7 protein-coding genes are annotated in these 14,210 nt (G+C 73.3%); 4 read left to right on the top strand and 3 right to left on the bottom strand.

What is annotated here, in order from left to right:
• The first annotated feature begins 122 nt into the window (after positions 1-122).
• Entirely contained in the window at positions 123-1,001 is an 879-nt protein-coding gene (locus tag ACIQBJ_RS31230) for a phosphatase PAP2 family protein (protein ID WP_400717296.1), read from the top strand.
• A 94-nt stretch (positions 1,002-1,095) separates the two neighbouring features.
• Here ACIQBJ_RS31230 and ACIQBJ_RS31225 read toward each other — a convergent pair whose 3' ends face one another.
• From ACIQBJ_RS31225 to ACIQBJ_RS31215, 3 genes are all read right to left on the bottom strand, one after another.
• Positions 1,096-1,971, bottom strand: coding sequence for a winged helix-turn-helix domain-containing protein (locus tag ACIQBJ_RS31225; RefSeq protein WP_400717294.1), 876 nt, complete (start codon positions 1,969-1,971; stop codon positions 1,096-1,098).
• A 181-nt stretch (positions 1,972-2,152) separates the two neighbouring features.
• Positions 2,153-2,707, bottom strand: coding sequence for an acetate uptake transporter (locus tag ACIQBJ_RS31220; RefSeq protein ID WP_400717292.1), 555 nt, complete (start codon positions 2,705-2,707; stop codon positions 2,153-2,155).
• A 254-nt stretch (positions 2,708-2,961) separates the two neighbouring features.
• Positions 2,962-5,511: a SpoIIE family protein phosphatase gene (locus ACIQBJ_RS31215; RefSeq protein ID WP_400717319.1), complete on the bottom strand. Its 2,550-nt coding sequence runs from the start codon at positions 5,509-5,511 to the stop codon at positions 2,962-2,964.
• A gap of 495 nt (positions 5,512-6,006) precedes the next feature.
• Between ACIQBJ_RS31215 and ACIQBJ_RS31210 the strand changes: the two genes are divergently transcribed.
• The 3 genes from ACIQBJ_RS31210 to ACIQBJ_RS31200 all read left to right on the top strand — a co-directional run bounded on the left by ACIQBJ_RS31210 (position 6,007) and on the right by ACIQBJ_RS31200 (position 14,205).
• Positions 6,007-10,473: a HAMP domain-containing protein gene (locus ACIQBJ_RS31210; protein ID WP_400717316.1), complete on the top strand. Its 4,467-nt coding sequence runs from the start codon at positions 6,007-6,009 to the stop codon at positions 10,471-10,473.
• Between the two features lie 201 nt (positions 10,474-10,674).
• A complete protein-coding gene (locus ACIQBJ_RS31205) occupies positions 10,675-11,313 on the top strand; it encodes a two-component system response regulator (RefSeq protein ID WP_400717313.1) in 639 nt (212 codons plus the stop codon).
• 144 nt (positions 11,314-11,457) lie between these two features.
• Positions 11,458-14,205: a DNA translocase FtsK gene (locus ACIQBJ_RS31200; RefSeq protein ID WP_400717289.1), complete on the top strand. Its 2,748-nt coding sequence runs from the start codon at positions 11,458-11,460 to the stop codon at positions 14,203-14,205.
• Positions 14,206-14,210: the final 5 nt, after the last annotated feature.

The raw sequence follows: 14,210 nt of genomic DNA, 5'->3' as shown, positions 1-14,210 counted from the left end.
TACTGCAGGGGGGACCCTGTGGGAGAGTAGGACGCCGCCGAACAATCATTGTGGAGAAGCCCCCTGACGGGAAGTCAGGGGGCTTCTTCGCGTTTCCGGAAGGCAGCGTATAACCTTCGCCAATGCAGAACCTGACGTTGACGTGGCAGACCTCGGTCGTCGCCTCCGCAGCGCTGTACGGTGCGGCGTTCACCGTCAGGCGTGGGCTGGGCCGGCGGGGTTGGGAGGAAGGCCGCTGGCGGCGGGCCGGGACCGTGGCGGACGTGCTGCGGGAGGCCGGGACGCTGTTGGCGCTGTTCGCCCTGTGGCAGGTGGTGGGGCACCTGTCGGTGATGGGGGCGGGGCACGCGCTGGAGCGGGCGGAGTGGATCCACCGGACGGAGCTGGACTTCGGGCTGCCGGACGAGGCGTCCTGGCAGCGGGCCGTGGTGGGGGAGCCGTGGCTGGTGCGGGCGGCGAACTACTACTACGCGACGATGCACTTCGGCGTGATGCTGGTGGTGCTGCTGTGGTTGTTCCTGCGGCACCGGGCGCGGTATGCGTGGGTGCGGACGACGGTGGTGGCGACCACGGCGGTGTGTCTGCTGATCCAGTTCATCCCGGTGGCGCCGCCGCGGATGCTGCCGGGGAACGGGTTCGTCGACCTGGCGATGGAGTACGGGCAGTCGGTGTACGGCGACGGGGTGGCGGGGGTGGTGGCCGACCAGCTCTCGGCGATGCCCTCGGTGCACGTGGCCTGGTGCGTGATCGTGGCGGTCGCGGTGATCCGGGTGGCGCGCGGGGCCTGGCGGTGGCTGATGGTGCTGCATCCGCTGGTGACGGTGTGGGTGGTCGTGGTGACGGCCAACCACTTCTGGGCGGACGGGCTGGTGGCGGTGGCGATCCTGCTGACCGTCTACCTGGTGCAGCACGCCGTCACGGGCTGGCGCCGGACGGACGACCGGTCGGTTCCGGCGGCGGTGCCGGCCGGGGCGCGTGAGCCCAGCTCGGTGGACGGCTGAGCGGGGGAGGCGGGGGAGAAGGCGTACGGTCGGTGGCGGTCCTGGGGCAGGTGCGGGGCCGCCACCGGCGTTTCCGAGGACGGACGGGGCGCGGTCAGCCGGGTTGGGCGGAGAGCAGGGCCTCGGCGAGCGCGGTGCGGTAGAAGCGGGCGGCGGTGCCGGAGCGGGCGCGGGCGACCAGGCGGGCGTCCAGCAGGACGGTGAGGTGGTCGCCGACGGCGGCGGGGCTGAGGCCGGTGAGGGTGGCCAACTGGGCGGTGTCGCGCGGGTGGTCGAGGCCGGCCAGGAGGTCGGCGCGGGCGCTGCCCAGCAGGCGGCCCAGGCTGGCGGGCGGGGTGCGCGGGGTGGGGGCGGGGGCGGCGCAGGTGGGGTAGACCACGGTGAGGCGGGCGGTGGCCCCGTCCCAGTGGTGCCAGCCGTGCCGGGCGCTGGTGGGGACGAGCAGCAGGCGGGTGTCCGCGGGCTGTTCGGCGGGCAGGCCGGGGGAGTCGAGGCGGAGGCGGCCGCCGGGCAGCCAGTACTGCTGCGGGCCGGGGGCGGGGAGAGCGGCGGGCCAGCCGTGGGTGGCGGCGCGGTGCCGGCGGGCGGCGATGTCCGTGCGGAAGGCGTGCAGGCGGGCGGGCCACTCGGGGCGGACGACGTGCTGCCAGGCCCAGTCGAGGAGTTCGGCGGGGGCGGCGGGGAGGCCGGTGAGGTCGAGCAGGTGCGGGTCGGCGTCGGGGGCCGGGGCGGGCAGCGGCAGTGTGCCGGGCCAGTCCGCGGGGCGATGTCCGAGGAGCCAGTCGGCGGCGGGGGGATCGGCCGACACCCGGGCCCGGAAGGCGGGTCGGTGGGCGGCCAGCCAGCCTCGGCGCCACGGCTCGGGGCGGATCTCGGCGAGGATGCCGACCGCGGCGACCGTCTCGACCAGCGGCGAGGGCGCGAAACGGCATGCGTCGAGGGCCTCCGCGCCCAGCGACCACTGTCCCATGCGTCCCTCCGACCGCCGACAGTAGCAATCGGCGGTGAACGGGACAGGTGATTGCAGGATCAACAACCGGGGGCGAGCGGGTTTCCCGAGCGGGTGGCAGGCCGGAGCCCGGGCGCCGTGGGGGTGGCGTCCGGGCTCCGGGACGGGCGGTGGTGCGGGATGGTGCGACGGTGCGGTGGAGCTACTTGACGGGCAGGGACAGTCGGCCCCAGCGGCCGTCGGTGAGGGCGGCGGTGGCCGAGTACCAGGCGGCCAGGCCGGCTGCGGCGGCAACCCAGCCGCCGACCTTGCCCCAGCCGCTCGCGTCGCCGAACACGCCGATGGCGCTGAGCAGCAGCGAGACGGTCAGCAGGCCGTACACCGCGCGGGTCAGCCAGCCGGCGCCCCAGGAGGCGGCGGTGAGGGTGAGCGCCAGCAGCGCCCACAGCAGCAGGAACAGGCCCGCGGTGTTCTTGCCGGCCGGGCCGGCGGCGGCCCAGACCGCCCAGAAGGCGCCGAGGGCGGTGAACGCGGTGCCGCCGAAGCGGTCGCCGCCGCGGAACTGCCAGAGGCCGGCGACGAACAGCGTCACGCCGCCGACCAGGTGGGCCAGCGAGGAGGCGCCGCCGGCCGAGGTGCCGCTGAGGACACCGGAGCCGAGCAGGCCGTACGCCAGCAGGGTGAGACCGAGGGCCAGGTAACCGAGCGGACCCGCGTCGGCGGATCGGGCATTCGCCCCGGAGGCTTCATTGCTCACCGGAGGCTCCTTTCACTCTGCGCCAGGGCATGGCGAGATCGCGGTGAAGGGTGGGGGGTGCGGTGGTGCCGGGTGCCGGGTCGTGGGCGCACCGGAGAAGGGTGCGGCGGCTGCGGCGGAATGAGTGGACCGGCGGTCTGGCCACCGGTCGACGCCCTCCGGGGTGGAAGCCCCCGGTGCTTACGGTGTACCCGGCCGCCGCCGCTCGTACCCTTGTGCATCACGCAGAATGAGCAAGTGTGAGCAAACCGTGACTAGTTCTGGCGCTGGGTCGGGATGCGGAGCGTCAGGATCGCCATGTCGTCGGACGGCGGCTCGGGCGCGAAGCGCTCCACGGCGCGGTGCACCCGGGCGGCGACCGCGCCCGCGGTCAGGCCCGCGCAGCCGGTCAGCACCTCGGCCAGGCCGTCGTCGCCGAGCATCCGGCGGCCCTCCCGGCGCTCGGTCACGCCGTCCGTCACGCAGAGCAGCACCTCGCCCGGTGCGAGCACCAACTCCTCGGCGGTGAGGTCGAGTTCGTCCATCACGCCGAGCAGCGGCTGCGGCGAGGCGGCCTGGTCGACCTGCCCGTCGACGCGCAGCCGGAGCGGCAGCGGGTGCCCGGCGCAGACCAGCGACAGCACCGTCGAGCCGTCCGCCCGGGGCGTCAGCTCGCCGTACAGCAGGGTGAGGAAGCGGGCCCGGCTGCCCTCGTCCAGGATCGCCGCGTTCAGCCGGGTGAGGACCTGCGGGGCGGTCAGGCCCTCGCGGGCCAGCAGGCGCAGCGAGTTGCGGGCCAGGCCGGTGACCGAGGCGGCCTCCGGGCCGGTGCCGCAGACGTCGCCGATCGCGAAGCCGTAGGTGCCCTCGCGGATCGGGAACAGGTCGTAGAAGTCGCCGCCGACCTCGTTGCCCTCGCCCGCGGCCTGGTAGAACACCTCCACCTCGACGCCCGGGATCTTCGGCAACTCCGGCGGCAGCAGGGCGCGTTGGAAGGCCTGCGAGGTGGCGGTGCGCTCGGAGTAGAGGCGGGAGTTGTCGAGCGCCAGGGCGGCCCGGCGGGACAGGTCCTCGCCGAGTTCCAGGATCTCCTGGCGGAACCGGACGCCGGGCCGGGTGCCGAGCACCAGCAGGCCGATCACCCGGTTGCGGGCGGACAGCGGCATCACGACCGTCTCGCCGAGCTCCGCGCCGACCGGGTCGCCGAGCGTCCGGGCGGTCTCGGCGGGCGCCGTCCACGGGCGGGCGCCCGGGCTGGGCACCGCCTCCGGGGCGGGGGCCTTGTCGAGCAGCGCGCGCAGCGGGTCGATCCGGTCCTCGTCCTCGTGCAGCACGAAGGCGAGTTCGGCGCCGGCCGCGGCGTCCGCGCTGGTGTAGACGGCGCACCAGGAGGCCAGCGTGGGCACCGCCATCTGCGCCATCAGGGCGAGCGTCTGCTCGTGCTCCAGGGTGCCCGCGAGCAGGTCGGACGCCTCGACCAGGAAGGAGAGCGAGCCGCGCCGCAGCCGCTCCAGCTCGCCCAGCCGGGCGCTCTCCAGGGCCAGCGCGATCCGGTCGGCGGCGAACTGCAGGCGCAGCGCGTCCTCGTTGTCGTAGCGGCCGGGGGCGGCCGCGGCCACCCCGAGCGAGCCGGTGAGCCGGCCCTCGACCTTGAGCGGGACGGTGATCAGCGAGCGCAGCTCGGTGCCGTCGAGCAGCGGGGCGGCGCCGGTCGGCCGGACCGAGAGGTCCTCGTGGACGGCGGGCAGCCGGGCCGAGTCGAAGCGGCCCGCGCCGGCGTCGATCGGCAGCCGGGCGAAGCGGCGGGCCGGGCCGGCCAGGCCGGTGGCGGCGCGCAGTTCGAACTCGGTCTCGTCCTCGCTGGTGAGCAGCAGGTAGGAGGCGTCGGCGTCGAGCAGGTCGCGGGCCCGTTCGACGATCCGCTGCAGCAGGCTGGACAGGTCGTCGGGGGAGACCGGGCCGACCAGCAGGTCCAGCGGTTCGACGGCGGTGCTCGTGGCGGGGACCGCCCCCTCGGCGGTGCCCGGGGTGCGCAGCACCGCCCGGTCGGCCTCCCGGACCAGCACGCACAGCACCGTCGGGGCGCCCTCGCGGTCGCGCAGCCGCACATGGGTGCCGTACACCTCGCGGACCGAGCCGTCGCCGGCCCGGACCGCGTACGAGCCCTCCCAGCGGGCCAGCCGCAGGGTGTCGCCGAGGCCGAGGCCGGGGGTCTGCGGCCAGACGGCGAGTTCGGCCCAGGGGCGGCCGAAGACGGCGTCGGCGGGGCGCTGGAACAGCGCCTCGGCGTCCGGGTTCCAGTCGCGGACCCGGCCGTGGTCGTCGAGCCGCACCACGGCGACCCGTACCGGGCCGTCCGCGGCGGGCAGTTCGCCGCCGGGCAGGCTGGGCAGCGCGTACCGGGTGCCGGGCCGCTGGTCGGGCAGCGCGAGCCGGAACCAGACGGTCTTGCGCCCGGCCGCGTACTCGACGCCCCAACTGCTGGACAGCGCCGAGCACATCAGCAGGCCGCGGCCGCCCTCGCCGTCCGGGTCGGCGTACCGGTCCGAGTGCAGCGTCACATTGGCGAAGGACGGCAGGCCGCGCTCGGGGTGCCGGTCGGTGACCTCGATCCGGACGGTCTCCTCCTCGCGGAGGCAGGCCACCTCGGCGGCCGTCCCGGCGTGCACCACGGCGTTGGTGACCAGTTCGCTGACCAGCACCACGGCGTCGTCCACCACCTCGGGCAGGTCCCAGCCGAGCAGGGCGTCCCGGACGAAGCCGCGGGCGGCGGCGGCCGACCGGTCGACCGGCTCGAAGGTGGCGGCTGCGCTCGCGGTGACCACTGCCACGTCTCCTCTGCTCTGGTCTGCTTCCTGGTGCCCGGACCGGGGCCGGGGACGGGCCCGTCCCCCGGTGCGGCCCTCCACCCTACTTTCCGGTTGGTACCCCGCGGGGCCGGGGCACCGAAACAGGCCCCAGGGGGTGATTTCCTTCACCACTTTCCCCGCTCACCGGGAAAACCCTCCGCAACCGGTCCGACACCGGGTGCCGGTACTGCCACACTGGGGGGTCCGCGTGCCGGTGCCACCGCAGTACGGTCGAGGTGACGGCGAGGGAGCGGGCAGGGTCGGACGCCGGCCCTCCCGCGGCGGTTGAACAAGTCAGGACCTGGGAGGGCCCCGTTGAGTTCGGCGACCAAGGACGTGTCCGGTACGACGACGACCGCTGCGCGCGGCGCCCGGCCGGCGCCGCCCTCGCGGTCCGGCGGGCGGCGCTCGGGCCCCGGGCGCGGTGCGGAGCCCGCCGAGCTGCGCAAGCTGCTGGCCGCGCTGACCGCGATGCGCGACGGCAACTTCCGCCGCCGGATGACCTTCCCCGGGGACGGCCTGCTGGCGGAGATCGCCGCGGTGTTCAACGAGGTCGCCGAGCGCAACCAGCACCTGACCGGTGAACTGGCCCGGGTGCGGCGGGCGGTGGGGCGCGAGGGCCGGCTCTCCGAGCGGCTGGAGACGGGGGTCGGCGAGGGCGCCTGGATGGCGGCCGTCGACAACTGCAACGCGCTGATCGACGACCTGGCCCGCCCGATGGCCGAGGTCGGCCGGGTGCTGGGCTCGATCGCCGAGGGCGACCTGACCCAGACCATGGAGCTGCGCTCGGTGCACACCACCGGCGCCAGCTACCCGCTGCGCGGCGAGTTCCTCAAGGTCGGCCGGACCTTGAACGGACTGGTCGACCAGCTCAGCGAGTTCACCGAGCAGGTGACCCGGGTGGCGATCGAGGTCGGTACCGAGGGCAAGCTCGGTGGGCAGGCCCGGGTGCGCTCGGTGTCCGGCTCCTGGAAGGACCTCGCGGACTCGGTCAACACCATGGCGGGCCGGCTGACCGCGCAGGTCCGCAACATCGCCGAGGTGACCACCGCGGTCGCCCGCGGCGACCTCTCCCGCAAGGTCACCGTCGACGTCGACGGCGAGATGCTGGAGCTGAAGAACACCGTCAACACGATGGTGGACCAGCTCAACTCCTTCGCCGCGCAGGTCACCACGGTGGCCCGCGACGTGGGCACCGAGGGCCGGCTGGGCGGCCAGGCCCAGGTGTCCGGGGTGGCCGGCACCTGGCGCGACCTCACCGACTCGGTGAACTTCATGGCAGCCAACCTGACCGCGCAGGTCCGCAACATCGCCGAGGTGACCACCGCGGTCGCCAAGGGCGACCTGTCGCGCAAGATCGAGGTCGACGCCCGCGGCGAGATCCTCGAACTCAAGAACACCATCAACACCATGGTCGACCAGCTCTCCGGCTTCGCCGAGCAGGTCACCCGGGTGGCGCGCGCGGTCGGCACCGAGGGCATCCTCGGCGGGCAGGCCCAGGTGCCGGGCGTGGCCGGCGTCTGGAAGGACCTGACCGAGAACGTCAACTCGATGGCGAACAACCTGACCTCGCAGGTCCGCAACATCGCGCAGGTCACCACCGCGGTCGCCAAGGGCGACCTGTCGCAGAAGATCCAGGTCGACGCCCGGGGCGAGATCCTGGAGCTGAAGAACACCATCAACACGATGGTCGACCAGCTCGGGGCCTTCGCCGACGAGGTCACCCGGGTCGCCCGGGACGTCGGCACCGAGGGCATCCTGGGCGGCCAGGCCAGCGTGCCCGGGGTGTCCGGCACCTGGAAGGACCTCACCAACAGCGTCAACCTGATGGCCAACAACCTGACCAGCCAGGTGCGTTCGATCGCCGAGGTGACCACCGCGGTGGCCCGCGGCGACGTCTCCAAGAAGATCACCGTCGACGCCAAGGGCGAGATCCGCGAACTCGTCACCACCGTCAACACCATGGTCGAGCAGCTGTCCGCGTTCGCCGACGAGGTCACCCGGGTCGCGCGCGAGGTCGGCACCGACGGCATCCTGGGCGGCCAGGCCCGGGTCTCCGGCGTCTCCGGCATCTGGCGCGACCTGACCGACAACGTGAACCTGATGGCGTCCAACCTGACCAGCCAGGTCCGCAACATCGCCGAGGTGGCCTCCGCGGTGGCCCGCGGCGACCTGTCGAAGAAGATCGCCATTGACGCGGCCGGCGAGGTCGCGGCGCTCGCCGACACCCTCAACACCATGGTCGACCAGCTGTCGGCGTTCGCCGTCGAGGTGACCCGGGTGGCCCGTGAGGTGGGCACCGACGGCATCCTGGGCGGCCAGGCCGGCGTACCGGGCGTCGCCGGGATCTGGAAGGACCTGACCGAGAACGTCAACCTGATGGCCAACAACCTCACCGGCCAGGTCCGCAACATCGCGCTCGTCATCACCGCCGTCGCCCGCGGCGACCTGTCGCAGAAGATCGACGTCGACGCCCGGGGCGAGATCCTGGAGCTCAAGACCAGCATCAACACCATGGTCGACCAGCTCTCCGCGTTCGCCGACGAGGTCACCCGGGTCGCCCGCGAGGTCGGCACCGACGGCCGGCTCGGCGGCCAAGCCCGCGTCCCCGGTGTGGCCGGCACCTGGCAGGACCTCACCGAGTCGGTGAACGAGCTGGCCAACAACCTCACCCGGCAGGTCCGCGCGATCGCCCAGGTGGCCACCGCCGTCACCCGGGGCGACCTGTCGCCCCGGATCACCGTGGACGCGTCCGGCGAGCTCGACGAGCTCAAGGACAACATCAACCAGATGATCGCCAACCTGCGCGAGACCACCCGGACCAACAAGGAACAGGACTGGCTGAAGACCAACCTGGCCCGGATGTCCGGCCTGCTGCAGGGCCGCCGCGACCTGTCCGCCGTCGCTTCGCTGATCATGAGCGAGCTGACCCCGGTGGTCTCCGCCCAGCACGGCGCGTTCTTCCTCGCCCAGCCCGCCGGGCGGACCGCCGAACTGGTCACCGAGGACGACGACGAGAACGACATCGTGCTGCGCCTGATCGGCTCCTACGGCTACCACCGCCGCACCATGCCGACCACCTTCCGGCTCGGCGAGGGCCTGATCGGCCAGGCCGCCGTGGAGAAGCGGCCGATCGTGCTGAAGGAGACCCCGCCCGGCTACCTGAAGATCTCCTCCGGCCTCGGCGAGTCCTCCCCGGCGCACGTGGTGGTGATGCCGGTGCTGTTCGAGGGCCGGCTGCTCGGCGTGATCGAACTCGCCACCTTCTCCAGCTTCACCACCGTCGCGCTGGACTTCCTCAACCAGATCGCCGACCAGATCGGCGTCACCGTCAACACCATCTCGGTCAACACCAAGACCGAGGGCCTGCTGCTGGAGTCGCAGCGCCTGACCGCCGAACTCTCCATGCGCTCCGCCGAGTTGGAGGCCCGCCAGGAGGAGCTGGAGCGCACCAACGAGGAGCTCCAGGAGAAGGCCGAGCAGCTCGCCCAGCAGAACCGCGACATCGAGATCAAGAACAGCGAGATCGAGGAGGCCCGGCAGATCCTGGAGGAGCGCGCCGAACAGCTCGCGCTGGCCTCCCGCTACAAGAGCGAGTTCCTCGCCAACATGTCGCACGAGCTGCGCACCCCGCTCAACTCGCTGCTGATCCTGGCCAAGCTGCTCTCCGACAACAACGAGGGCAACCTCTCCGCCAAGCAGGTCGAGTTCGCCGAAACGATCCACGGCGCGGGCAGCGACCTGCTCCAGCTGATCAACGACATCCTCGACCTGTCCAAGGTCGAGGCCGGCAAGATGGACGTCCGCCCGGCCCGGATCGCGCTGGTCCAGCTGGTCGACTACGTGGAGGCCGCGTTCCGGCCGCTCACCGTGGAGAAGAACCTGGACTTCGCGGTCCGGGTCTCCCCGGACCTGCCGGTCACCCTGCACACCGACGAGCAGCGCCTCCAGCAGGTGCTGCGCAACCTGCTCTCCAACGCCGTCAAGTTCACCGACAGCGGCGCCGTCGAGCTGATGATCCGGGCGGTGTCCGGGGCGGAGATCCCGCAGCACGTGCGCGAGCAACTGCTGGAGGCCGGCAGCGTCGCCGACCCCGACCAGCCGCTGATCGCCTTCTCGGTCGCCGACACCGGCATCGGCATCCCCGGCAACAAGCTCCGGGAGATCTTCGAGGCCTTCAAGCAGGCCGACGGCGGCACCAGCCGCAAGTACGGCGGCACCGGCCTGGGCCTCTCCATCAGCCGGGAGATCGCCCGGCTGCTCGGCGGCGAGATCCACGTGGAGAGCGAGATCGGCCGCGGCTCGGCGTTCACCCTCTACCTGCCGCTGCGCACCGAGGGCCCCGAACCGGTCACCCTGGAGCGCGCGGGCGCGCCGCGCGCCCTCGAAGCGCCCCGGACGCCCGCCGAGCAGTGGACCCAGGAGGCGCGCGGCCTGGTCGAGGAGCGCCGCCGCTCCACCGTCGAGCGCCGCCGCGGCCCGCAGGAACTGCCCCGCCCCGCCGAGGAGACCGTCCCGCGCCAGGGCGAGCCCGCCCGGTCCGGCGGCGCCCCGGTCCGCTTCGACGGCGAGCGGGTGCTGATCGTCGACGACGACATCCGCAACGTGTTCGCCCTGACCAGCGTGCTGGAGCAGTACGGCCTGACGGTGCTGTACGCCGAGAACGGCCGGGAGGGCATCGAGATGCTCGAACAGCACGAGGACGTCGCCCTGGTGCTGATGGACATCATGATGCCGGAGCTGGACGGGTACGCGACCACCGAGCAGATCCGCCGGATGCCCCGGTTCTCCGGCCTGCCGATCATCGCGCTGACCGCGAAGGCGATGAAGGGCGACCGGGAGAAGAGCCTGCAGGCCGGTGCCACCGACCACATCACCAAGCCGGTGGAGACCGACCACCTGCTGGCGGTGATGCGCCAGCACCTTCCTGTCAGGTGACCGCCGCCCGCGGGGGCCCGCCCGGCTGGCCCCCGCGGGCGGGAACCCGGTAAGGTCACCGCTCGTTGCCAACAGTGACCGGACGGTGACGCCCGGCACCGGGCCTGTGGCGGGCAAGGGGGTACGGCTAGCATGACCGGGGCAGTGAGGGGCGGCGCAGTGGCGCCCGCCCTCGGGAAACAACCGGCAGGAGGGCGGGTCCTGGTGCAGAAGGCGAAGATCCTCCTGGTCGACGACCGTCCGGAGAACCTGCTCGCCCTGGAGGCGATCCTCTCCGCGCTCGACCAGACCCTGGTGCGCGCCGCCTCCGGCGAGGAGGCGCTCAAGGCGCTGCTGACCGACGACTTCGCGGTCATCCTGCTGGACGTGCAGATGCCCGGCATGGACGGCTTCGAGACCGCCGCGCACATCAAGCGCCGGGAGCGGACCAGGGACATCCCGATCATCTTCCTGACCGCGATCAACCACGGGCCGCACCACACCTTCCGCGGCTACGCGGCCGGTGCGGTCGACTACATCTCCAAGCCGTTCGACCCGTGGGTGCTGCGCGCCAAGGTCTCGGTCTTCGTCGACCTCTACATGAAGAACACCCAGCTGAAGGAGCAGGCCGCGCTGCTGCGCCTGCAGCTGGAGGCCGGCGAGGAGGAGCCGCCGCTCGGCGGGGCGCTGTTCGGCGAGCTCTCGGCCCGGCTGGCCGCGGTCGAGGAGCAGGCCGAGGCGCTCACCAAGCAGCTCGACACCGGCGCCGACGGCGGGGCCGCCGCCACCGCCGCGCACCTGGAGCGCAAGATCGCCGGTCTGCGGCGGGCGCTGGACGCGCTCCGCCCCGGCGCCAACTGAACCGGTCCGGGGCGGTGGGCTGACGCCGCGTCAGCCTCCCCCGTCCGGGTGGTTCCGGGGTCGTTGACGGCGTGTCGGCGACACAACCCGCCGAAGTGCGCCCGCGCATGTCCGCGGCCGTGGCGCGCCGGTAGGCTGCCCCCCATGGCCACACGATCGCCCGGAAGCGCCGCCGCACGCACCGCCAAGCCCGGGCCGGCCAAGAAGGCGCCGGCCAAGAAGGCCGCGCCCAAACCCGCGGCCGCCAAACCCGCGGCCGCCAAGCCCGCTGCGGCCAAATCCGCGGCGGCCAGGCCCGCCGCCAGGAAGGCCGCCCCGGCGAAGAAGGCGGCGGTCCGGAAGGGCGCCCCCGCCGCACCGCCCCCGCCGCCGCGCAAGCCGATACTCTTCCGCGCCGTGCGCGCCGTCTGGCTGGGCCTGGCGCACTCGGTGGGCGCCGCGTTCCGCGGCTTCGGCCACGGCGCCCGCAACCTGCACCCCGAGCACCGCAAGGACGGCGTGGCGCTGCTGCTGCTGGCGCTCGCCCTGGTCACCGCGGCCGGCACCTGGTTCGGCCCGCAGGGCTGGCTCGGCGAGGCCGCCACCAGCGTGGTCTCCGGCCTGTTCGGCCGGCTCGACGTGCTGGTGCCGATCCTGCTCGGCGCGTCCGCGGTCCGGCTGATGCGCCACCCCGGGCCCCCCGAGGCCGACGGCCGGGTCGCGATCGGCCTGACCACCCTGGTGGTCGGCGTGCTCGGCCTGGTGCACATCGGCTGCGGCGCGCCCGCGATGGGCGCCGGGGCGACGAAGATCCGGCAGGCCGGCGGCCTGCTCGGCTGGGCCGTGTCCACCCCGATGATGGCCGCCGCGGGGCCGCCGCTGGCCGTCCCGCTGCTGCTGCTGGTCGCCTTCTTCGGCCTGCTGGTGGTCACTGCCACGCCGGTCAACCGGATCCCGGAGCGGCTGCGGCTGCTCGGCGTCCGGCTCGGCGTGGTCGAGCCGCTGCCCGGCGAGGCGGAGGAGTTCGACGGCGAGTCGGCCTCCGGCGAGCGGTCCTGGTCCACCGCCCCGCCCGAGGACGCCGACCCGGACGCGCTGCCGATCACCATCGAGGGCGACGAGCTGTCCGCCCGCCGCCGGCGCCGCCGCCGCAAGGACGACGAGACCGAGGAGCCGGAGGCTGGCCCGCTCTCGCTGGAGAAGGACCCGGAGGGGGACCCGTACCGGACCCGGGACATCGCCGCGGGCGTCGCCGCCGACCTCGACGGCGCCCTGCTGTACGGGGTGCCCGGCTCGCCCGCGGTGGCCAGCATGCTCGGCCAGGTCAAGGACAACACCGCCCCGCCCGAGGAGCCGTGGAGCCCCGAGGTGCCCGCCGCCCGCGCCTCCGAGGCCCCCGACGCCCACGGCGAGGCCCCGGCCCGGATGGAGCAGCTCCAGCTCTCCGGCGACATCAGCTACGCGCTGCCGCCGCTCGACCTGCTGGAGCGCGGCGCTCCCGCCAAGGCCCGCTCCAAGCTCAACGACGACGTGGTGGCCCAGCTCACCGGCGTGTTCACCGAGTTCAAGGTCGACGCCCGGGTCACCGGCTTCACCCGCGGCCCGACGGTCACCCGCTACGAGGTCGAGCTCGGCCCCGCCGTCAAGGTCGAGCGGATCACCGCGCTGGCGAAGAACATCGCCTACGCGGTCGCCACCCCCGACGTGCGGATCATCTCGCCGATCCCCGGCAAGTCCGCGGTCGGCGTGGAGATCCCCAACCTCGACCGGGAGATGGTCACCCTCGGCGACCTGCTGCGCTCGCGCACCGCCGCCGAGGACACCCACCCGATGGTGGTCGGTATGGGCAAAGACGTCGAGGGCCACACCGTGATGGCCAACCTGGCGAAGATGCCGCACGTGCTGGTGGCCGGCGCCACCGGCGCGGGCAAGTCCTCCTGCATCAACTGCCTGATCACCTCGGTGCTGGTGCGCGCCACCCCCGACGAGGTCCGGATGGTGCTGGTCGACCCCAAGCGGGTCGAGCTGACCGCCTACGAGGGCATCCCGCACCTGATCACGCCGATCATCACCAACCCGAAGAAGGCCGCCGAGGCCCTCCAGTGGGTGGTCCGCGAGATGGACATGCGCTACGACGACCTGGCGGCCTTCGGCTTCCGGCACGTCGACGACTTCAACGCCGCCGTCCGGGCCGGCACCGTGCAGCCGCCGCTGGGCAGCGAGCGCGAGCTGACGCCCTACCCGTACCTGCTGGTGATCGTCGACGAGCTGGCCGACCTGATGATGGTCGCCCCGCGCGACGTCGAGGACTCGGTGGTCCGGATCACCCAGCTGGCCCGGGCCGCCGGCATCCACCTGGTGCTGGCCACCCAGCGCCCCTCGGTGGACGTGGTCACCGGCCTGATCAAGGCCAACGTGCCGTCCCGGCTGGCCTTCGCCACCTCGGCGATGGCCGACTCCCGGGTCATCCTGGACCAGCCCGGCGCCGAGAAGCTGATCGGCAAGGGCGACGCGCTGTTCCTGCCGATGGGCGCCTCCAAGCCGGTCCGGATGCAGGGCGCCTTCGTCACCGAGGCGGAGATCGCCAAGGTCGTCCAGCACTGCAAGGACCAGCTGACCGCCCGCTACCGGGACGACGTGGTGGTCGGCGGCGGCCCCAAGAAGGAGATCGACGAGGAGATCGGCGACGACCTCGACCTGCTGATCCAGGCCGCCGAGCTGGTCGTCACCACCCAGTTCGGGTCGACCTCGATGCTCCAGCGCAAGCTCCGGGTCGGCTTCGCCAAGGCCGGCCGGCTGATGGACCTGATGGAGTCGCGCGGCATCGTCGGCCCCAGCGAGGGCTCCAAGGCCCGCGACGTGCTGATCAAACCGGACGAACTGGACGGAGTGCTCCTCACCCTCCGGGGGTAGGCGCG

It is taken from the genome of Kitasatospora sp. NPDC088391, from assembly GCF_044753345.1.
In the GTDB taxonomy this organism is placed as follows: domain Bacteria; phylum Actinomycetota; class Actinomycetes; order Streptomycetales; family Streptomycetaceae; genus Kitasatospora.
Note: the sequence above shows the minus strand (reverse complement) of the source record. Positions and strands in the feature narration are given on the sequence as shown.